Origin of the sequence: Serratia sp. J2 (assembly GCF_046269175.1) — a bacterium.
Taxonomy (GTDB): Bacteria; Pseudomonadota; Gammaproteobacteria; order Enterobacterales; family Enterobacteriaceae; genus Chania; species Chania fonticola_C.
Window position 1 is genome coordinate 374767 of sequence record NZ_JBKABN010000001.1, and the last position, 20778, is coordinate 395544.

At 55.6% G+C, this 20778-nt stretch carries 15 protein-coding genes and 1 pseudogene; 8 read left to right on the top strand and 8 right to left on the bottom strand.

Annotation, left to right across the window (positions count from 1 at the left end):
* Window positions 1-224: 224 nt before the first annotated feature.
* Genes ACKWMY_RS01860 through cecR form a run of 5 tightly spaced genes read right to left on the bottom strand, consistent with a single transcriptional unit; the run spans window position 225 to window position 5932 of the window.
* Window positions 225-1331, bottom strand: coding sequence for an ABC transporter permease (locus tag ACKWMY_RS01860; RefSeq protein ID WP_021805223.1), 1107 nt, complete (start codon window positions 1329-1331; stop codon window positions 225-227).
* Between the two features lie 9 nt (window positions 1332-1340).
* Entirely contained in the window at window positions 1341-2477 is a 1137-nt protein-coding gene (locus ACKWMY_RS01865) for an ABC transporter permease (RefSeq protein ID WP_024530558.1), read from the bottom strand.
* Window positions 2474-4210: an ATP-binding cassette domain-containing protein gene (locus ACKWMY_RS01870; RefSeq protein ID WP_409485800.1), complete on the bottom strand. Its 1737-nt coding sequence runs from the start codon at window positions 4208-4210 to the stop codon at window positions 2474-2476. Before ACKWMY_RS01870 ends, ACKWMY_RS01865 begins: the two co-directional genes overlap by 4 nt.
* A 9-nt stretch (window positions 4211-4219) precedes the next feature.
* A complete protein-coding gene (gene hlyD, locus ACKWMY_RS01875; protein ID WP_409485801.1) occupies window positions 4220-5206 on the bottom strand; it encodes a secretion protein HlyD in 987 nt (328 codons plus the stop codon).
* Between the two features lie 27 nt (window positions 5207-5233).
* Window positions 5234-5932 carry a transcriptional regulator CecR gene (gene cecR, locus ACKWMY_RS01880; protein ID WP_308871160.1) on the bottom strand — a complete coding sequence of 233 codons (699 nt, stop codon included), beginning with the start codon at window positions 5930-5932 and terminating at the stop codon, window positions 5234-5236.
* 323 nt (window positions 5933-6255) lie between these two features.
* On the opposite strand from cecR, the gene rhlE reads away from it, so the two are divergent.
* From rhlE to dusC, 3 genes are all read left to right on the top strand, one after another.
* Complete coding sequence (gene rhlE / locus ACKWMY_RS01885; protein WP_024530562.1) at window positions 6256-7629, top strand: ATP-dependent RNA helicase RhlE; 1374 nt, start codon at window positions 6256-6258, stop codon at window positions 7627-7629.
* 71 nt (window positions 7630-7700) lie between these two features.
* Complete coding sequence (locus ACKWMY_RS01890; RefSeq protein WP_409485802.1) at window positions 7701-8660, top strand: D-2-hydroxyacid dehydrogenase family protein; 960 nt, start codon at window positions 7701-7703, stop codon at window positions 8658-8660.
* Window positions 8661-8734: 74 nt separating this feature from the next.
* Entirely contained in the window at window positions 8735-9664 is a 930-nt protein-coding gene (gene dusC, locus ACKWMY_RS01895) for a tRNA dihydrouridine(16) synthase DusC (RefSeq protein WP_024527396.1), read from the top strand.
* On the opposite strand, the gene ACKWMY_RS01900 is transcribed toward dusC, so the two are convergent.
* Window positions 9661-10422 (bottom strand): arylamine N-acetyltransferase family protein, encoded by a 762-nt coding sequence (locus ACKWMY_RS01900; protein WP_024527397.1) that lies wholly within the window; start codon window positions 10420-10422, stop codon window positions 9661-9663. The two genes, dusC and ACKWMY_RS01900, sit on opposite strands and share 4 nt — an antisense overlap.
* A 974-nt stretch (window positions 10423-11396) precedes the next feature.
* On the opposite strand from ACKWMY_RS01900, the gene ACKWMY_RS01905 reads away from it, so the two are divergent.
* From ACKWMY_RS01905 to ACKWMY_RS01915, 3 genes are all read left to right on the top strand, one after another.
* Window positions 11397-12149, top strand: a complete 753-nt coding sequence (locus tag ACKWMY_RS01905; protein WP_409485803.1) for an SDR family NAD(P)-dependent oxidoreductase — start codon at window positions 11397-11399, stop codon at window positions 12147-12149.
* A 127-nt stretch (window positions 12150-12276) separates the two neighbouring features.
* Window positions 12277-13392: an efflux RND transporter periplasmic adaptor subunit gene (locus ACKWMY_RS01910; protein ID WP_409485804.1), complete on the top strand. Its 1116-nt coding sequence runs from the start codon at window positions 12277-12279 to the stop codon at window positions 13390-13392.
* 10 nt (window positions 13393-13402) lie between these two features.
* Window positions 13403-16504, top strand: a complete 3102-nt coding sequence (locus tag ACKWMY_RS01915) for a multidrug efflux RND transporter permease subunit (protein WP_309048143.1) — start codon at window positions 13403-13405, stop codon at window positions 16502-16504.
* A gap of 84 nt (window positions 16505-16588) precedes the next feature.
* Here ACKWMY_RS01915 and ansP read toward each other — a convergent pair whose 3' ends face one another.
* Both ansP and ACKWMY_RS01925 read right to left on the bottom strand, forming a co-directional pair.
* Window positions 16589-18055 carry an L-asparagine permease gene (ansP, locus tag ACKWMY_RS01920; RefSeq protein ID WP_024527403.1) on the bottom strand — a complete coding sequence of 489 codons (1467 nt, stop codon included), beginning with the start codon at window positions 18053-18055 and terminating at the stop codon, window positions 16589-16591.
* A gap of 356 nt (window positions 18056-18411) precedes the next feature.
* A complete protein-coding gene (locus ACKWMY_RS01925; RefSeq protein WP_065686760.1) occupies window positions 18412-18849 on the bottom strand; it encodes a PACE efflux transporter in 438 nt (145 codons plus the stop codon).
* Between the two features lie 119 nt (window positions 18850-18968).
* On the opposite strand from ACKWMY_RS01925, the gene ACKWMY_RS01930 reads away from it, so the two are divergent.
* Together ACKWMY_RS01930 and ACKWMY_RS01935 are read left to right on the top strand one after the other, a co-directional pair.
* Window positions 18969-19856, top strand: coding sequence for a LysR family transcriptional regulator (locus tag ACKWMY_RS01930; protein WP_065686761.1), 888 nt, complete (start codon window positions 18969-18971; stop codon window positions 19854-19856).
* A 294-nt stretch (window positions 19857-20150) separates the two neighbouring features.
* Window positions 20151-20778: pseudogene (locus tag ACKWMY_RS01935) on the top strand (LysE family translocator).

Consider the following 20778-nt stretch of genomic DNA (forward strand, 5'->3'; position numbering starts at 1 on the left):
CAGGAGAGGGAACCGAAGGTGCCTCAGTTTTACTCTCGTAGTTAGCTCTAGCGCTGTACTAGCTCCCTCGCCCTTTGGGAGAGGGTTGGGGTGAGGGATAAAACGGGCTGGATCACCAATAAAACGCGATCCCCCAGACGCGAATATTAAAAGCCGGAGAGTGGTTAACTCCCCGGCCTTAGCTACGTTTCCACCATCATCAATCGATGAACCGGCGGATCCGTTCAGGCAATCTTGCGCCGGAACATGGCATAGGCCGCGCTACCGGTGGTGGCGGTAATCACCAACAGTGGCCATAGGCTGTGCCAGATGATGCCGAAACCGGCATCCTTGAGGTAGATCTGCTTGGTGATATCGGTGAAGTGGCGGATAGGGTTGGCCCAGGTGAGATGCTGAAGCCAAACCGGCATGTTTTCCACCGGCGAGACATAGCCAGAAAGCAGTATCGCCGGCATCATAAACACAAACACCCCGATAAACGCCTGCTGCTGCGTCGCGCACAGCGAAGAAATCAGCAGCCCGAAGCCCACCAAAGACAACCCGTAAACCAGCATGGTGCCGTAGAACAGCAGCAACGAACCGGCAAACGGGATCTGGTAGGCAAAGATACCGATAAACAGCACGATCGAAGCCTGGAAGGTGGCAATGATCAGGGCCGGTACCGCCTTGCCGATAAAAATCTGCCAGGTGGTTAAAGGCGAAACCAACAACTGCTCTAACGTGCCTTGCTCACGTTCACGCGCGACGGAAAGCGAGGTAACGATCAACACGCCGATGGTGGTGATCATCGCGATCAGCGAAGGCACGACGAACCATTTGTAATCCAGATTCGGGTTATACCAGTTGCGTACCACCAGTTCGCTGTTGTTGGGCTTGGTACGCTGCCCAATCAGCTCATTCTGGTAGTCCTGTACGATCTGCTGCACATAGTTGGCGGCGATCTGCGCGCTGTTGGAGTTACGGCCATCGAGGATCAACTGCAACGGCGCGGTATTACCGCTGGCGATATCCCGTGAGAAGTTGGCCGGGAAGCGGACCAGCAGCAGCGCTTTCTGATTATCAATAGTGGTTCTTATCTCCTGCGGGCTGCGCAACAACAGCACGTGAGAAAAGGCTTTGGCCTTGGCAAGGCGTTGAGTCAGCTCAATAGAGTGCTGGCCGCTGTCCTCACTGTACACCGCGATGGTGGCGTTGGTGACTTCCAGCGTGGCGGCGAACGGGAACAGCACCACCTGCAACAACACTGGCATAATCAGGATCGCGCGGGTCTGCGGATCGCGCAGTAGAGACTGCATTTCTTTAACGATCAACGTCCAGAGACGGTGAAACATGGCTTCCCCTTAATCCAGCCGCCGCTGGGTTTTCCAGGCCGTCAGGCCGATAAACACCACCGCCGAAGCGATCAAAAACAGCAGGTTAATCACCAGCACGGTGCCGATGTTGCCTGCCAGGAACAGCGTTTGCAGCGTACTGACAAAGTAGCGCGCCGGAATGATATAGGTCACCGCACGTACCACGGCGGGCATGCTGTCGATCTGAAAGATAAACCCAGACAGCATAATTGAAGGTAAAAAGGCGGCGTTCAGGGCCACCATTGCCGCGTTAAACTGGTTGCGGGTAATGGTCGAGATTAACAGCCCCATGCCGAGCGTGCTGGCCAGGAACAGGCTGCTGATCACGAACAACAGCAGCAGGGAGCCACGGTAGGGCACGCCGAGTACAAATACCGAAACCACCATACACAGCACCATGGCGATCATGCCCAGGAAATAGTACGGCACCAGTTTGGACAGCAGCAGCTCGCTGCGCGTGACCTGGGTGGAAAGCAGCGCCTCCATGGTGCCACGCTCCCATTCGCGGGCGATGACCAACGAGGTAAGAATGGCACCGATGACCGTCATGATAATGGTGATGGCCCCTGGAATAATAAAGTGCTGGCTGATGGCCGCCGGGTTAAACCAGTAGCGCATCTGGACTTCAATCAGCGGCTTGTCATCACGCCCCAGATCGGTGGCGCGCTGTTGCTGCCAGATTTGCCAGATCCCTTGGGTATAGCCTTGCACAAAGTTGGCGGTATTGGGTTCGCTGCCATCGGTAATCACCTGCAACGGAGCGCGGTCGTTGGGTCTTGCCAGATGCTCGGCAAAATCATTAGGGATCACCACCAGGCCACGGATACTGCCAGCCTGCATCATCTGGATCAGTTGCTGGCGATTATCGCTGACGGTGGGTTCGATATAGGGCGAGCCTATAAAGGCATTGGCCAGATCTCGTGCCTCTTCGCTTTGCTGTTCCATCAGGATCCCCAGCCGCAGCTTGCTGGAATCCAGGTTGATGCCGTAGCCAAAGATAAACAGCAGCATCAGTGGAATGACAAAAGCAATCAGCCCGCTGCTGGGATCACGCAGGATCTGCCGGGTTTCTTTCAGGCATAACGCCCGCAGTCGCCGCCAGGAAAAGCCGTTGTCGCTGCTCATGTTGTCTCCTCCCGATCGTAGCCCTGCACCAGTTCGATAAACGCCTCTTCCATCGAAGGGTTGGGGTTTTGCTCGCTGGCTATCTGCTGTTTGAGATCGTCCGGTGTACCGGCGGCGATAATTTTGCCGCGATATACCAGGCCGATGCGATCGCAGTATTCCGCTTCATCCATAAAGTGGGTGGTGACCATCACCGTCACGCCTTTATCCACCATGCCGTTGATATGCAGCCAGAACTCGCGCCGGGTCAGCGGATCGACGCCCGAGGTGGGCTCATCAAGAAACAGAATGTCTGGCTCATGCATCAGCGCGCAGGCCAGCGCCAGCCGCTGTTTGAAACCGAGCGGTAGCGAATCCGGCGTTTGGTTGAGGATCGGGGCGAAGTTGAAGGCGCGAGACATCTCGTCGATTTTATCGCGCTGGTTCTTGCCACTCAGCCCATAAACACCGGAGAAAAACTTCAGGTTCTGCGCCACCGTCAGGTTGCCATACAGCGAAAATTTCTGGGCCATATAGCCCAGATGCTGGCGCGCCTTGCCCGAGCTGGTTTTTAGATCCATACCGAGCACCAGCGCTTTGCCATCGCTAGGCACCAGCAGGCCACACATCATCTTGAAGGTGGTGGATTTGCCCGCGCCGTTGGGGCCAAGCAGGCCAAAAATCTCGCCGCGCTGCACCTTGAAATCCACATGGTCGGTAGCCGCAAAGTCACCGAATTTTTTGGTCAACCCCTGTGCTTCGATCACCGTTTCCGAGCTGTCGCCCGTTACCGTGGGCATGATCTCGGCCAGGGCGGATTTGCTGTTCGGGCCACCGCCCAGCAGATCGATAAACGCATCCTCAAAACGCGGATCGGCCTCGGTTAATTCGGCCTTAGGCAGATCCAGATCCCGCAATACTTGCTGATGATCTTCGCACTGCTTGAGGATCAACCGCAGATATTTCCCCTGGATCACACCGTCGCTAACCGCAGGCAGACAGATCGCCCGTTGCAACAGCGCCCGGTGGCTACCCGCTGGGGTATCGATCAAGATGGTACGGCCAGCCATACGCTGGGTAAGATCCTGTGGCGCACCGCTAAATAGCAGTTCGCCTTCGTTCATCAGCAGCACTTCGCGGCACTGCTCGGCTTCGTCGAGATAGGAGGTACTCCACAGGATCAGCATGCCATCGTTGGCCAGCTCATGCACCATTCGCCAGAGTTCACGACGTGAAATGGGATCGACGCCGACGCCGGGCTCATCCAGCAGCAATACCTGGGGTTGGCCAAGCAGCGTACAGGCCAGCCCGAGCTTTTGTTTCATCCCGCCGGAAAGCTTGCCCGCCAGCCGTTCGGTAAAGCGGGTCAGATCGGTAAACGTCAGCAACCGCTCAAAGGTTTGCTTACGCAGATCGCCGGTGACTCCGCGCAGATCGGCATACAGCGTGAGATTTTCCATTACCGTCAGATCTTCATACAGCCCGAACTTTTGCGGCATGTAACCGAGAATGGCGTGCAACTGGCGATCTTGTGCGATCGGATCCAACCCCGCGACGGTCAGCTTGCCGCTGCTGGGGAGCAGCAAACCTGCCAACATGCGCAGCAGGGTAGTTTTGCCTGCGCCATCGGGGCCAACCAGTCCGGTCACCGCGCCACTGCGCAACGTGGTCGTCAAGCTGGCCACCGCCGGTTTATCGAGTGATGGAAAGCGTTTTTCCAACGCCACCAGTTCAATCGTATGTGCCTGTGCCATCACGGTTCCTTACGGTTTTGTGAAATGGACGGTTACCGGCATCCCCTGACGCAAGGCGTCATCGGCATCGTTGACAATGATCCGCAAGCGGTAGACTAGGTCGGTACGCAGATCCGGCGTTTCTACGCTTTTGGGGGTGAACTCCGCAGTGGGGGAAACAAAGCCGATCTTGCCGTGATAAGGCTTGCCAGGGCGGCTGTCGGTCTCGATCAAGACTTCGGTACCTGGCGTAGCGCTACCCAGGCTGGTTTCATTGATGTAGGCACGAACCCATACCGGCCGGGTCAACGATAGGGTAAACACTGTGCTGCCAGCGCTGAGCATGGTGCCTGGCTCCACGGCTCGCGTCATTACCGTACCAACGGACGGAGAGAGCAGGGTGGTGTCATGCAGATCCAACTGGGCTTGCGCCAGTGCCGCCTCGGCTAGTGCCAGATTGGCGTTGGCCTCTTCGATTTCCTGCGGGCGGTTGCCGGTCAGGTATTGCGACAGTTTGTCTTTCGACGCCTGCAAATTTGCCTGCGCCTGATTACGCGCGGTGCGGGCATCTTCCAGGGCGTCGGCTGAGGTGGCCTTTTTCGCCCATAGCCCCTGCTGGCGTTGGAAGAAGCTGTCGGCATAGCTGAAGGCCGACTGGCGTTGCGCAACTTCGGATCGCACCTGGGCAATCTCCTCGTTGCGGTAGCCTGCCTGCAATAAATCCAGCTTGGCTTTGGCGCTGGCAACGTTGGCCTGTGCCTGTAGCAACGCGTTCTGGTAAGGCGCATCGTCCAGTTTACCCAGCAACTGCCCCTGTTGCACGTTGTCCCCTTCGTCTACCGCCAGCGAGGCCAACCGGCCATTAACGCGGAAGCCCAGGTTTACCGTGCGGATATCCACATTGCCATACAGCGTCAAAGGCTTGTCCTGCTGGCGTTGATAAGACCAGAAACCATAGGTCGCAGCGGCGATCAGCACGATCGCTACACCCACAATGGCAACTCTTTTCTTGTTCATAATATTCCTTGACTGCAAGACGGAAAGTTAGACGGCATAACGCTGGCGTAGCCCGTTAACCAGAATGTCGATATGTTCGGCCAGCACCTCGCTAATCTGCTGGGCTTCTTCTGCCGCGATCTGATGCCAGCCTGCCTGTCGTAGCAAGGTTTCACGGCCAACGCGGAATGCCAGTACCTCACCGATCAGCGCATGGGTATGCAAGACGATTTTGGTGGAGCGCTCATCGATGCCGGTGTAGCCCGCTAACAGGCGACAAAGTACGTGATGCAGCGGGGCTATCACCTGCTGGTGGATCAGCGGATAGGCATCCGTTGGCGAAAGCTGTTCGCGAGACATGATCTTGCTCAGGTTGAGCGTGTGGGGTTGAGTCATCAGTTGGCTGAAGGCCAGCAACCCGCTTTTGAGATGGTATAGGTAGTGTTCTGGCTGGCGTTGCTCCGCGGGCAGCAGGTAGAAACGTTCGATTTCTTCGCTCAGTGGGCGGAAGTTTTGTTGGATAAAGTCGGCAATCCACTGGGCTACCGCCAGATATAACCCCTCTTTCGAGTTGAAATAATAGGTGATGGCGGCAATGTTTTGCCCCGCACGCTGGGCGATTTGCCGCGTGGTGGCGCCCGAAAGGCCATATTCGCCGAACACTTCAATCGCGGAGGTGAGCAGTTGTTGGCGCGCTTGCTCACCCCGTTTGAGAGGGGTGAGCGGCGGATTTTCTGCAGTGGACATAGGTTGACTCAAAAAGTTAATCAATCATATGATTAACTTTAGGCCGGGCGGGCTAAAATGTAAACCACAGGCCAGAACATTTTGCTTTTCCGTGAGCTTGCTCGGCGAAAAGTGCGGTGAACACGTAAAATTGCCTTTTCTTGTTCGATTTCTGCTACACTCTCGCGCTTGGTGCACTGCAGTTTGTGCCAATCCCTCGAGGTCATGCCGAGGATCTGCCGCAAAAAAGTGCGAGCACTTCCTTATGCCCCGTCTGATAATCCTCCCGGAAACTGCACCGAACATTTGTTTAGGTTAGGGGGGATCTGGAGTTTTTCTCTACTATGTCATTTGAAACCCTCGGCTTAAGTGCTGAAATTCTGCGCGCTGTTGAAGAACAGGGCTATCGCGAACCTACGCCAATTCAACGCCAGGCAATCCCGGTGGTATTGGCAGGCCGTGACCTGATGGCCAGCGCCCAGACCGGTACCGGTAAAACAGCTGGTTTTACCTTGCCGCTATTGCAGCTGCTGAGCAAACACGATCACCCAATCAAAGGCCGCCGCCCGGTGCGCGCGTTGATCCTGACGCCAACCCGTGAACTGGCTGCGCAAATCGGTGAAAACGTTGAGGCTTACAGCAAACACCTGCGCCTGCGTTCGCTGGTGGTGTTTGGTGGTGTGAGCATCAACCCGCAGATGATGAAGCTGCGCGGCGGCGTCGATATCCTGGTGGCAACGCCGGGTCGCCTGCTGGATCTGGAACATCAGAACGCGGTTGATCTGTCTAAAATTGAAATTCTGGTGCTGGACGAAGCCGACCGCATGCTGGATATGGGCTTTATCCATGATATCCGCCGCGTGCTGTCCAAGCTGCCTGCCAAGCGTCAGAACCTGCTGTTTTCTGCGACCTTCTCCGATGAGATCAAAGGGCTGGCCAGTAAACTGCTGACCAACCCGGCCTCGGTAGAAGTGGCTCGCCGCAACACCGCTTCCGAGCAAATTGAACAGAGCGTTCACTTTGTCGATAAGAAGCGCAAGCGTGAACTGCTTTCCCAGATGATCGGCGAAGGTGATTGGAAGCAGGTGCTGGTATTTAACCGTACCAAGCACGGTGCCAACCATTTGGCTGAACAGCTGAATAAAGATGGCATCACCGCTGCGGCTATCCACGGCAACAAAAGCCAGGGCGCACGTACCCGCGCATTGGCAGACTTTAAAGACGGCAAAATCCGCGTGCTGGTAGCTACTGATATCGCTGCACGTGGCCTGGATATTGATCAGTTGCCACACGTAGTGAACTACGAACTGCCAAACGTACCGGAAGATTACGTCCACCGCATTGGCCGTACCGGCCGTGCCGAACGTACCGGCGAGGCGATCTCGTTGGTCTGTGTGGATGAACACAAACTGCTGCGTGATATTGAGCGCCTGCTTAAGCGTGAGATTCCACGCATTGCCCTGCCAGGCTATGAGCCGGACCCAAGCATCAAAGCCGAACCGATCATCAATGGCCGTCAGGCTGGTGGTGGCCGTGGTGCTCCACGTGGCAACGGCGGCGGCGCTCCGCGTACCGGTAACGGTGGCGGCCAGCGTAGTGGCAATGGTGGCGGTCAGCGTGAAAATCGCGGCGGCGGCAGTGCTCGCCCACAGGGTGAAGGCAAACCACGTTCAGGTGCTCCATCGCGCCGTCCGCATAGCCGTAAACCGTCTGAGTGATCCTCGATTGATGATCTATACTGAACCGCCATTTATTGGCGGTTTTTTTTCGCCTGTTTCAGGAGATCCAGATGAAATTGAAGTGTGCAATTCTTGATGATTACCAAGGTGTAGCGCTGAAGATGGCGGATTGGTCCGTCCTAGGCGAGCAGGTTGAGGTTTTCTCCCTGCGTGATCATATTGACGATGAAGACCAACTGGTGAGCCGCATCAAAGACTGCGAGATCGTGGTGATAATGCGAGAGCGCACGCCGTTCACCGCCGCATTGCTTGCTCGCTTGCCGAAACTGCAACTGCTGATCACCTCAGGCATGCGTAACGCTTCGATCGACTTGCCAGCGGCAACCCGGCAAGGCGTCACCGTTTGCGGCACCGCCAGCGGTTCTGAAGCGCCGATGGAACTGACCTGGGCGCTCATCCTCGGTTTGGCCAAGCATCTGCTGGCTGAAAGCAGGGGATTACGTGCCAACGGACCTTGGCAGCAACATGTTGGCATCACCTTGCATGGCAAAACGTTAGGCCTACTGGGGCTGGGCAAGATCGGCGGCCAGATGGCGAAGGTGGCTCAGGCATTTGGCATGAACGTCGTGGCCTGGAGCCAAAATCTGACGGCTGAAAGGGCACAGGAATTCGGTGTGCAACTTGCCGAGTCAAAACAGGCGCTGTTGGCAGCGAGTGACTTTGTTTCGGTGCATCTGGTGTTAAGCGATCGCAGCCGTGGGCTGATCGACCGCCAGGCGTTGGCGCAGATGAAAAACAGCGCCTTCCTGATTAACACCTCGCGCGCAGCGATTGTCGATCAGCAAGCGCTGGTTGAAGCGCTGCAAACCGGGCAGATCGCCGGTGCTGGGCTGGACGTGTTTGAAGTAGAGCCACTGCCCGCCGATCACCCATTGCGCCGCTTGCCCAACGTGCTGGCTACGCCGCATGTGGGTTACGTCGCGGATGATAACTACCGCACCTATTTCCGGGAAGCGATTGCCGATATCCAGGCGTTTATTGCCGGTGAGCCGGTGCGTAAGCTGGGGTAATTTTATCGGCGGGAGGCTTGTTGGCACCGCCTTTCGCCCGTATCATTGCGCCCTCTTTGATTGCAGGGGTAGGCATGCGCGTATTATTGGCTCCAATGGAGGGGGTACTCGACTCTCTGGTGCGGGAATTGCTCACCGAGGTGAACGATTACGATCTCTGCATCACCGAATTCCTGCGGGTCGTCGATCAACGGTTGCCGGCCAAATCCTTCTACCGGCTGTGCCCGGAACTGCACCATGCCAGCAAAACGCCATCTGGCACCCAGGTGCGGGTGCAACTGCTTGGCCAGTATCCCGAATGGCTGGCGGAGAACGCCGCTCAAGCGGTCGAACTGGGTTCTTACGGTGTCGATCTGAACTGCGGTTGCCCGTCCAAACATGTCAACGGCAGCGGCGGCGGGGCCACCTTGCTCAAAGATCCCGAACTGATTTATCAGGGGGCCAAAGCGATGCGCGCTGCGGTGCCAGCGCATCTGCCAGTGACGGTAAAAGTGCGCTTGGGTTGGGATTCAGATTCCCGCAGCTTTGAAATTGCCGATGCGGTGCAGCAAGCGGGCGCGACCGAAATCACCATCCATGGCCGTACCAAAGAGGACGGTTATAAAGCCGATCGCATCAACTGGCAGGCGATCGGTGAGATCCGCCAACGTTTGAGCATCCCGGTGATCGCCAACGGGGAAATCTGGGACTATCAAAGTGCGCAGGCGTGTATGCAGGCCACCGGCTGCGACGCGGTAATGCTGGGGCGTGGCGCGTTGAACATCCCCAACCTGAGCCGGGTGGTGAAATATAACGAACCGCGTATGCCTTGGCCGCAGGTGGTACAGCTATTGCAAAAGTACGTGCATCTGGAAAAGCAGGGCGATACCGGTTTATACCACGTCGCCCGCATCAAACAGTGGCTCAGTTACTTGCGCAAAGAGTATCAGGAAGCCACGGAGCTGTTTACCGAGATCCGCACGTTAAACAACTCCAAGGATATTGCGCGGGTGATTTGCCGCTAACTACTGAGTTCAATAGCAAAATAGTGCCGCAACGCTTCCAGCCGTTCTTCTTCTGAATGCAGCGTCGACTCCTTACGGTGATGGTTTTGGGTCACGATCAGCTTTAACTCGCTGAGGGTGATGCGGCCATCTTCTGTGGGGCGGGAGCACACCAGCTTTTGGGTAAAGTGCGACTGTGGCGAAGTGCTGTGATAGTGGCACATGTCGTTAAATTCTTCTGGCTGCCGGGGTTGCAGGGTAAAGCGATACAGCGTCTTGGCGTGGGAGGTCCGATCGCCGTTGCGGCGCTCCAGATGATACCACTCGCCATCTTGCTCAAGATGAAAGGTGCCGCTGGCCTGTGGTTGTTGCTCGGTAGTGGTGATTTTCAGCGGGGCGAGGAAAGAATCGCCAAAGCCTACATCGACCAGATACGGCTGATCCAAGGTCACCATTAGCGCCATATGGTCAAACGGCGGGCCAAAAGAGCCGTCTCTGGCGTGGACTTCCCCGGATATAAACGCCACTTTAAAGCCGATCTGCTGCAACAGCAGGGCGAATATCCGGTTCAATTCATAACAAAACCCCCCGCGATTATGCTCGACGATTTTGCTGAACAGCCCACCCTCGCTAAGATCGATCCTCTGATGATAGATAATGCTTAAATTCTCGAAGGGCACCGCCAGCATATGGCAGCGATGCAGCTGTTGCAGCGTTTGCAGATCGGCCTGTGGCGTGCCTGTGAAGCCGATGTGTTGCAGATAGCGTGGTATGTCCACCAGAATTCTCGCTATATGGGAAATTTTGCATAAATTAGCGGGAATTGTGGCCGTCGGGGAAGCAATATGTGCGGTGCTGAAAATCGCTGGCGTAGAGCCGCTTGTGCAAATTCATTACACTCGTCTTCCTGACTGGTCGTGGCCACCGAGCTTGCAAGCATGTGAAAGCCGTCTGTAATTAACCAGAAAGACAAATGCGTATCGATTTCAGTCCGTTTAAAATGAGCGATTTAGCCAATAAACGTATGTTGTTAAAAACAGTATTGACATAGTTTGAAAAAGTCGTAGATTAGTATCCAGCAGCAGGAAATTGATAGTTAGCTGCTTAGCTAAATAACAGATTAAAAGGTTATCTTTAATAAGTTGTTTAGTGATATTGCGATAAAGGCCACGAAGTTATGTTGTATGGGGAAGTCGTCGTTGAGTAGCCAGTTCGGACTCAAGGACAATGCTTTAAGGCCACGTAGTCAGTACCGACGATCGCAGGGTGTGTACCATACGCGATGATGTAAGGCTCTGTTTCTCAAGTGTTAATGTTGCAACTTGTTAATTTTATCCTGTAAGTTTGTTGCAATGAAAGTAAAGCCATGCGTCAATAGTTTATATCGCGAGGGGGAATGTACCAGTTTAGCTTGCTTTACCTTGGCTAATTATTATGAGGTAGGTGAGTCAGAATTTGTAAATCAGTCAGTATAGGGGAGGATGTAGTTAGCTTTTTAATACCCAATATTATCTGTGATAAACAAGTACATTTTAAGCAGTATCGAAAGTAGTACCCAGTTAGTAAGTTGATTAATGTTGAATTTTAAATATGCAGTAACCTAAAAGCCCTGGCAAATATTGTCAGGGCTTTTTCGTTTTATCCTTTTGCCATTGGGGTGATGCTTCAGCATTTTTGGAGGATAGCCACTGCCAGAAACTGTCATGCCCAAGCCTTAGCCTGAACGCCTAACTCAAAGCGATCGGGAGGCGTTATGCAAGATTTTACGGGTAAAGTGGCATTGGTGACCGGTGCTTCCACCGGTATTGGTGAAGCTATTGCTCAAGAGTTGGTCGAACGAGGGGCGAAGGTAGCGATAACCGCCAGAAATCGCGCAAGACTGGCAGCAACGGCGCTACGTATCGATCCGACAGGCAAATCGGTATTTCCGTTGGTTATGGATGCTCGCGATCCTGAATCGGTGCGCAGTGCGGTAGCGCAGACGCTGGCCCTTGGCGGGCAATTGCATCTGCTGGTCAACAATGCCGGTATTACCGGGCCGCACGATGTGCCGCTGAATGAATATTCCATTGATGATTGGCACGCGGTGATTGAAACCGATCTCAGCGGCACTTTCTATGGGATGAAGTACGGGTTGCCCGCTATTGTGGCAGCAGGCGGTGGCGCGGTAGTGAACCTCTCTTCCGCCAATGGCATAGTCGGCATTGCCGGTATTGCGCCTTATACCGCGGCCAAGCACGGCATTATCGGTTTGACGAGGGCCGCAGCTCTGGAGTTTGCCAATCAAGGGATACGCATCAACGCCGTCGGGCCTGGCTATGTCGATACGCCTTCGATGGCCAGATTACCCACCCAGATGCGGGAGAAAATGGCTACCTCCCATCCGATGGGGCGTATGGCTACGCGTGAGGAGGTGGCGAAAACGGTGGTTTTTTTGCTTTCTACAGACAGCAGTTTCACCACCGGGGCTTTTTACAGCATTGATGGCGGCTATACGGCGCAGTAAACCGCTGGTGGGCGGGCTTGCGTCCTTGCAAGAAATCGTTAACAGAGCCCATTCTGACTTGCTATAGGTGAACTATAATTTTCATTAATTTAGCTTGGTAACTAATTAATGAGTGGTCCTGCCGTCGATGACTAAACCTTCGCTATCCCGTTGTATGGCACTGTGGCTGCTGGCCATAGCCACTCCGAGCGTTGCTGCACCGCTGCCTGCGGTGACCGTGGCGATGATTGAACAAAGCCAACCCGAACGCGCATTGCACTATCTTGGCCGCATCGAGGCCATTCAAACCGTGGAGGTGAAGACCCGTACCGAAGGGTTTATTGCCAAACGGCCGTTTACCGAAGGGCAGATGGTCAAGGCCGGTGACCTGCTGTACGAGATTGAGCCGTCCTTGCACCATTCTGCCGTGGCACAGGCTCAGGCGCAGCTGGATAGCGCCACGGCAGCGGCAAATCTGGCGCAGGTAAACCTGACGCGTCTGCAACAGCTAGGTAATAACCGTGCGGTCAGCAGAGCGGATATTGACGCTGCGGCAGCCGAACGGGATACCACCCGGGCAGCAGTGGCCCAAGCTCAGGCAGCGCTAAATACGCAGCAGCTACAGCTCAGCTATACCCGTATTTATGCGCCGATTGCCGGGCGCATCGGCCACAGCCGCTTTCATGTGGGTAGCCTGGTCAACGCGGCAAGTGGTGCACTGGTCAACATTGTGCAGCTCGATCCGATCCGCGTGGCGATCTCTATCAATGAGCGGGACTATATTACCGCCGCCTATCAGCGTCAGCGTGGGGAGGGGAAGCTCGCCGAAGGGCAGTTTTCCGCCCGTCTTGAACTGGCCAACGGCAAGTCCTACCCAGAGCTGGGCAGTTTTGAATCGGTAGATAACCAGATTGATGCCCATACTGGTACCGTTACGTTGCGCACCCGTTTTGCCAATCCAAATCATCTACTGCTGCCCGGGGGCGTGGTGAACGTGATCCTGACCGCCGAGCAACCGCAGACGATCACGCTGGTGCCCATTGCTGCACTACAGCAAAACCAGCAGGGCCACTTTGTGCTGGTGGTCACGTCTGAGAATATTGTGGAAGTTCGGCCGGTGACGCTGGGTGAACAACATCAACAATATTATCAGGTGAGCGCCGGGCTCAGCCCAGGTGAAAGGGTGATTATCGCCGGTGTACAGCACGTCAGGCCCGGTATGCAGGTGAACGCCATTCTCTCCAGCGCCAACGCGCAACCATAAGGGGACGTTGATGCTGCATTTCTTTATCCGGCGGCCAAAATTCGCCATCGTGATTGCGCTGGTGATCACTCTGGTGGGGATCGTTTCCCTCAAGGTGATCCCGGTGGAACAGTACCCCGATATCACACCACCGGTCGTTTCCGTCAGCGCGCTCTACCCTGGAGCCAGCGCCCGCGACGTGGCTCAAGCGGTGGCATCGCCCATCGAGGCTCAGGTCAACGGCGTCAGCAACATGCTGTACATGGAATCGACCAGCGCCAACAACGGCGGTTATCAACTGAGCATTACCTTTGCCAGCGGCACCGATCCGGATATGGCCGCCGTGGAGGTGCAAAACCGTATTTCACAGGTTAGCGCGCAGCTACCGGCGGAGGTGAATAACAACGGGGTTTCGGTGCGCAAGCGGGCCTCGAATCTGCTGTTGGGCGTAAGCGTGTTCTCTCCCAAGGGCAGCCGTGACACGCTGTTTCTGAGCAATTACACCAGTATCCAACTGCGTGATGCCTTGGCCCGCATCAGCGGTGTGGGGGATGTGCAGGTGTTTGGTGCCCGCGATTACAGCATGCGTGTCTGGCTCGATCCGCAGCGTATGGAGTCGCTCAATATCAGCGTGCAGGACATCGTACAGGCGTTGCAGCAGCAGAACGTGCAGGCCGCAGCAGGCCAGATCGGTTCCGCGCCTTCTCCTTCCCGACAGCAGCAAACCTTGACCATCAGTGGGCAGGGGCGTTTAACCGATCCGCAGGAGTTTGCCAGAGTGATTATCCGCAGCGGTGCCAATGGCGGCACGGTGCGGGTGGGCGACGTGGCGCGGGTCGAGTTGGGAGCGCAAAACTACCAGGTCAATGCTTCGATGAACCAACAGGAATCGGCATTTTTGGTGGTTTACCCCACGCCGGGAGCTAACGCGCTGAATGTTGCCAATGCGGTACGCCAGGAGATGGCACGCCTGTCGCAATCCTTCCCCAGCGATATGAGCTATGACATCAAATATGACTCCACCCGCCCGGTAACGGCAACGCTGCATGAAATAGCCCTCTCGCTGGCCCTAACATTGGCGGTGGTGTTGCTGGTGGTTTATCTGTTCTTACAGAGCCTGCGGGCCACCTTTATCGTGGCGCTGACCATTCCAGTATCGCTGCTCGGTACCTTCGCCGTGCTGTACGCTTTCGGCTACTCCGCCAACACCTTGAGCCTGTTCGCCATTATCCTGGCGCTGACCATTGTGGTGGATGACGCCATCGTGGTGGTGGAAAACGTAGAGCGTCTGCTGGCTCAAGATCCCTCTCTTAGCCCGGCAGAAGCGACCCGCAAGGCGATTAGCCAGATTGCCGGGCCGATCGTCGCCACGACGTTAGTGCTGATGGCGGTGTTTGTGCCGATTGCTGTGCTACCGGGCATTACCGGTGAGCTGTATCGTCAGTTTGCCGTGACCCTATCGGCGGCGGTGATCCTGTCGAGCATCAACGCGCTGACGCTGTCCCCGGCGCTTTGTGCCACGCTGATCCGGCGGCGTGAGCTGGCGCAAACCGGTTTTTTTGGTGGTTTCAACCGGGGTATGGACCGGATGCGCGATGGCTATGTTCGCTTGGCCGCATTGGCCAGCAAGCGGGCATTAACCACGGTGATTGCACTTTTGGTCGTTGGCTTGGCCACCTGGTATGGCTACAGCCGCCTGCCAACCTCTTTCCTGCCTGAGGAGGATCAGGGCTACTTCTTCGTCAACGTACAACTGCCGGATGGGGCTTCCCTTGAACGTACCCAGGCGGTGATGGATCAGATGCATCAGCAGGTGATACAAAACCCGGCGGTGGAAGATGTGATCAAAATTACCGGCTTCAGTCTGCTGAGCGGGGGGAATTCACCCAATGCGGGGTTCGCCATCGTGATGCTTAAACCCTGGGGCCAACGCGAGCATGTTGACCGGGTGTTAGCCGATCTTCAGGGCAGGCTGGCGGCGATCCCCTCGGCGATGATCATGGTGGTTAATCCACCGGCCATCGCCGGGCTAGGCAACGCCGCCGGTTTTGATTTACGCCTGCTGGCGCTGGAGGGGCAAACGCCGCAGCAGATGGCTCAGGTGGCCCAGGGGATTATTTTTGCGGCTAACCAGCGGCCAGAGCTGAGCCGGGTATTTACTACTTTCAGTGCCGTGGTGCCGGATATCGACCTGGCGGTCGATCGTGAACGGGCCGCGCTGTTGCAGGTGCCGGTCAGCCGGATCTTCAATACGCTGCAAGTTTCGCTTGGCGGCCTGAACGTGGGGGATTTTTCGGTTAATAACCGCATGTTCCGGGTGCAGTTACAAAACGATATGGATTTCCGGCAACGCACCGAACAAATTAATCGCCTGAACGTGCGCAGCGACACCGGTGCTTTGGTGAGCCTTGCCAATCTGGTGCGGCTCACGCCTTCTATCGGCGCGCCTTTTATCAGCCAGTTCAACCAGTTTCCGGCGGTATCAGTGAACGGTTCTGCTGCTGAGGGGGTTAGCTCTGGGCAGGCGATGAAAACCATGGAGTCTTTATTGGCCGAGCAGTTGCCAAAGGGTTACGGCTACAGTTGGAGCGGCCTGTCCTGGCAGGAACAACAAACCGGTGACCAAGCCTTGCTGATCTATCTGGCGGCGCTGGTGTTCGCCTATCTGTTCCTGGTGGCTCAGTATGAAAGCTGGAGCGTCCCGCTGGTGGTGATGCTGTCGGTGATATTCGCGGTGGCGGGGGCGGTCGCGGGGTTACGCATGATGGGGTTCGCCAACGACGTTTACGCCCAAATCGGGCTGGTCCTGTTGATCGGCCTGGCGGCCAAGAATGCCATCCTGATCGTTGAGTTCTCCAAGGCGCGGCGTGAAGAGGGAGCCAGCATTCGTGACGCCGCGCAGGACGGTGCCCGGCAACGTTTCCGGGCGGTGATGATGACGGCCATTTCCTTTATTCTCGGGGTGATGCCGCTGGTGTTTGCCACCGGAGCCGGGGCGATGAGCCGCCAAATCATCGGTATTACCGTGTTTGGCGGGATGTTACTGGCAACGCTGGTCGGGATCTTCTTTATTCCTGCGCTGTACCTGCATATTCAACGGCTGCGCGAATGGATGAAATCACGCTTTGCCTAAATAACGATGCTACTGGTAGATCTGTGACGTGTCGTCGTCAGGTTTACCCAGCGAAAGTGCTGGGTAAACCCGATAAGTTAACCTTTATTGGCCGATCTGTTGCTCGTGAGCCTGTTGTTCCAGTTTCACCTGTGCGGCACGCTTGCGCAGGCCAAACCAGCCAAGTAGCAGTAGCACGGCCAGCACTGGGATGGTGGCAATAGTCCAGGTGCCGTTCGGGTAATCAAAGGCCATCATGATCACCACCGCTAACAGGAACAACAGCGTCAGCCACGAGGTGACCGGTGCTCCTGGCATTTTAAACGCCACCGGTTTGGCTTTCCCCGCCTTGATCGCCTTACGCAGTTGCATCTGACAAACGATAATAAATGCCCAAGAGCAGATGATGCCCAGTGAAGCGATATTCAGCACGATCTCGAACACCTGCGATGGCACCAGATAATTCAGCACCACGCCAATCACATAGATACCGCAGGTCACCAGAATACCGGCGTAAGGTACTTGCTGGCTGCTCATTTTAGCCATCAGCTTCGGTGCTGACCCCCCCATGGAAAGTGAGCGCAGGATACGGCCTGTTGAGTACAGACCAGAGTTGAGGCTGGAAAGGGCGGCGGTCAGCACCACGATATTCATGATGGTACCGATGTAGGGTACGCCAAGCTTGGAAAAGAAGGTGACAAACGGGCTTTGCCCAGCCTGATAGGCATTCCAGGGTAACAGCAGAACCAGCAGTACCACCGAGCCGACATAGAACAAACCGATACGCCAGATCACGCTGTTGATCGCTTTTGGCATCATTTTTTCCGGATCTTTACACTCGCCAGCGGCGGTGCCTATCAGCTCGATACCGGCAAAGGCGAAGATCACCCCTTGTACCAATACCAAAGCAGGCAACAGACCGTGTGGGAACATGCCGCCGTTATCGGTGATCAGGTGGATACCGGTTGTATTACCCGCTACCGGTGTGCCGACGCCAAGGAAGATGACCCCCACGACCAGGAACAGAGAGATGGCGGCGACCTTGATCAGCGCAAACCAGAACTCCATTTCGGCGAACCATTTCACGCCGATCATATTCATGGTAGCCACAATCCCAAGCGCACCCAGGGCAAACAGCCACTGGGGAACCTCGGCGAAGGTACCCCAATAATGCATATACAGCGCTACGGCGGTGATATCGACTATGCCGGTCATCGCCCAATTAAGAAAGTACATCCATCCTGCAACGTAGGAGGCCTTTTCACCGAGAAATTCGCGAGCATAGGACACGAAACTGCCGCTGGATGGGCGGTGTAATACCAGCTCGCCCAAGGCGCGTAGGATGAAAAAAGAAAACACGCCACACACCAGATATACCAGCGCCAATGCCGGGCCAGCCATCTGTAAACGTGCGCCGGTGCCAAGGAATAGGCCAGTGCCGATAGAGCCCCCAATGGCGATCATCTGTATCTGCCGTTTACCCATGCTTTTGTGGTAACCGGACTCATGTGAGTCCAACCAACGTTTTCTCGCCGCCTGCTTGTCATGTGCAGTCGTTTTGTCTGAGTGCATTATTCGTCCTGTTTCCTGTCTGTTTGCATCATGGGAATGAGGTCATGGCAACATTCCGCAGTTTATGGTTGATACCAGCGCCGTTAAATAACGGCGAAGCATGCTACCCGTTCTGTGTAATCGAGGCAAAAAAACTGCGGTTCCATTGGCGATTTATCCTGCCTGCTTTCTGCTCATACCAAAAAAGCAATATTCAGTTGGATAGGTTTGAGAGCGTCTGGAGAGGAAGTGAGAGGTGATTTTGGCTATTGAATTATAAAATTTTTTATCTTATTGACTGTTTGGGAATAGGTTAGCCAATATGATCTCCCCCTGCCCAACGGATATTTTATCCAGGCAGAAGGAGAGGGTTTCACTCAGGCCGATTCGGCGGCAGGCAGGGCGGAGGTCGGCAGCCCGAATATTTTGTCGAAGGCCCAGTTAAACACAAAGGTGTAGCAGGGGATAATCACGATCAGCGCCATATCCAGCAGCAAGGCCTGTACCAGGGAAATCTCCATCCACCAGGCGATCAGCGGGATCAGATAAACCACCAGCGTCAGTTGGAAGCCCACTGCGTGCAGAATGCGGCGTTTTAGCGTGCGGGTGCGTGAAGCCTGGCGGCTTTCCCAGAATTCGTACAAGTAGTTGTAAATCAGGTTCCAACTTACGGCAATGGTGGTGATGATCACCGCCAAAGGCCCGGTGCTGCTGGGGGCTGAGCCGGAGAGTAGTGCCAAACCAAGGGCCGAAATGACCATACCGATAACTTCATAAGCGGTCACATAGACCAGTTTGCGCTTCACGCCTTGCATGTCTTTCTCCTGCTTTATTTTTCGTGCCTGATGACGTCCGGCAATCCGATGCGTAAGATAACGTCAATGCTATTGATAGAAAAAGTCAGGAGCTGTCAGTTTTACTGACAGGTGGGGCGATGAATTTTTCCAGTGACAATATCGAACTGTTTTTGGCCGTGTTGGATCGCGGCTCATTCTCGGCGGCAGCCAGGGCATTGCGGCGCGTGCCTTCGGCGGTTAGCATGGGGATCGCCAATATGGAAGCAGAGCTGGGCTTTCAGTTGTTTGACCGCTCGCATCGCGAACCGGTGCCCACCGCACTAGCATTGGCACTGGCTCCCCACGCGCGCTTGATCGCCGAACAGCTCAAGCAGCTGCAGAACCACGCCATTGAGCTTTCTCAGGGGCTGGAAAGCAGGCTGTCGATTGGTGTGGCGTCTGATATCAACAGCAGCGGTCTATTGGCGGCGGTGAAAGCGCTGGCGGAACGCTACCCGTTGTTGGATATCGAGGTATTGACCGCCCCGCAGGATGATGTTTTGCATATGCTTCATCAACAGCGGGTCAGCCTGTGCCTGGCATTCGGCGGGCTGGACGTTAACAGCCAGGAACATTTTCACTATGTGGGTAGCGAGTCGTTGGTGGCAACCATTGCGGCGCAGCATTCAGCCCTGGGTGCTGGCGGTGCCGAGTTGTTCCTGGAGGAACTGGTCAACGTGCGGCAGATCATGGTGGCCAGCCGGGATTTGCCTATGGCCGATAAACGCCCACAAGTAGCGGAATCCTTCTGGCGTACTGACAGTTTGCCGATGGCGCTAAGCATGGTGGAAGCCGGGCTGGGGTGGGGCAACTTTCCGCTGTCGTTAACTGCGCCATTGCTGGAACAGGGCCGGTTGATCCGCCTGAAATTTAAAAATACCAAAAACGAACTGCGCCTGCCGGTGCACCTGATTTGGCTGAAGCACCAGCCGCAACAGAAGGCGGCCAGGGAGTTGGTGGCGTTGATGACTGGCCCCTCACCCTAACCCTCTCCCACAGGGAGAGGGGACCGATCGAGCCACAAATTAACAACGGTATTCATCCTCAACATCAGCCATGCCACAGACTAGCTTCTGTACCTGACGACAACATCGAACTAGCTAAGCTCTGTACCTGACGACAACACCGGGCTAGCTCCCTCTCCCTGTGGGAGAGGGTTGGGGTGAGGGGACATTGCTGCGCACTCGCCGAAGTTTTACTCACGTATCCTTACGTTTCTATTGCTTTTATTTTGGCCAGCGCGTTAATTTGATTAACGGAACCAGGCAAGGGGAAAGGGCATGATCAACGAAACGTTATTATCGGTACTCAGCATTACCGGGGCTATTACACTTGGTGCGATGAGCCCAGGGCAAAGCTTTATTCTAGTAGCGCGAACGGCGGTGGCTTCGTCACGGCGTGATGGGATGGCGGTGGCATTGGGGATGGGGATCGGCTGTTTTATCTTCGCACTCATTGCCTTGTTGGGGCTGCAATCGCTGCTGCTTGCGCTGCCTTGGCTGTATACCACGCTGAAAATGCTGGGGGGGGGCCTATCTGATCTATCTGGCATTCAAAATGCTGCGCGGAGCCAATCAGCCGTTGATGATCGAAGCGGTTGGCGGCCAGCAGCTAGGCTTTCGCCGTGCATTCACCACCGGGCTGCTAACCCAGTTGGGCAACCCGAACACCGCTATCGTATTCGGCAGCGTATTTGCGGCGCTGCTTAGCCATAAGATCCCCATGGTGCTGTATATCGTGTTGCCGCTGATTGCTCTGGCCGTCGATCTGCTGTGGTATGCCTTTGTGGCGTTTGTGCTGTCATCACCGCGCCCGCGCCGCGTCTACCTGCGTTTCAAAGCCTGGTTCGATCGCCTGGGCGGCAGCGTGCTGGCCTTACTGGGCCTGAAGCTGATGCTCAACAAATAG

Coding starts and splice junctions, on each gene's coding strand:
- ACKWMY_RS01860 (WP_021805223.1), bottom strand. CDS start 1,331: ATGTTTCACCGTCTCTGGACGTTGATCGTTAAAGAAATGCAGTCTCTA.
- ACKWMY_RS01865 (WP_024530558.1), bottom strand. CDS start 2,477: ATGAGCAGCGACAACGGCTTTTCCTGGCGGCGACTGCGGGCGTTATGC.
- ACKWMY_RS01870 (WP_409485800.1), bottom strand. CDS start 4,210: ATGGCACAGGCACATACGATTGAACTGGTGGCGTTGGAAAAACGCTTT.
- hlyD (WP_409485801.1), bottom strand. CDS start 5,206: ATGAACAAGAAAAGAGTTGCCATTGTGGGTGTAGCGATCGTGCTGATC.
- cecR (WP_308871160.1), bottom strand. CDS start 5,932: ATGTCCACTGCAGAAAATCCGCCGCTCACCCCTCTCAAACGGGGTGAG.
- rhlE (WP_024530562.1), top strand. CDS start 6,256: ATGTCATTTGAAACCCTCGGCTTAAGTGCTGAAATTCTGCGCGCTGTT.
- ACKWMY_RS01890 (WP_409485802.1), top strand. CDS start 7,701: ATGAAATTGAAGTGTGCAATTCTTGATGATTACCAAGGTGTAGCGCTG.
- dusC (WP_024527396.1), top strand. CDS start 8,735: ATGCGCGTATTATTGGCTCCAATGGAGGGGGTACTCGACTCTCTGGTG.
- ACKWMY_RS01905 (WP_409485803.1), top strand. CDS start 11,397: ATGCAAGATTTTACGGGTAAAGTGGCATTGGTGACCGGTGCTTCCACC.
- ACKWMY_RS01910 (WP_409485804.1), top strand. CDS start 12,277: ATGACTAAACCTTCGCTATCCCGTTGTATGGCACTGTGGCTGCTGGCC.
- ACKWMY_RS01915 (WP_309048143.1), top strand. CDS start 13,403: ATGCTGCATTTCTTTATCCGGCGGCCAAAATTCGCCATCGTGATTGCG.
- ansP (WP_024527403.1), bottom strand. CDS start 18,055: ATGCACTCAGACAAAACGACTGCACATGACAAGCAGGCGGCGAGAAAA.
- ACKWMY_RS01925 (WP_065686760.1), bottom strand. CDS start 18,849: ATGCAAGGCGTGAAGCGCAAACTGGTCTATGTGACCGCTTATGAAGTT.
- ACKWMY_RS01930 (WP_065686761.1), top strand. CDS start 18,969: ATGAATTTTTCCAGTGACAATATCGAACTGTTTTTGGCCGTGTTGGAT.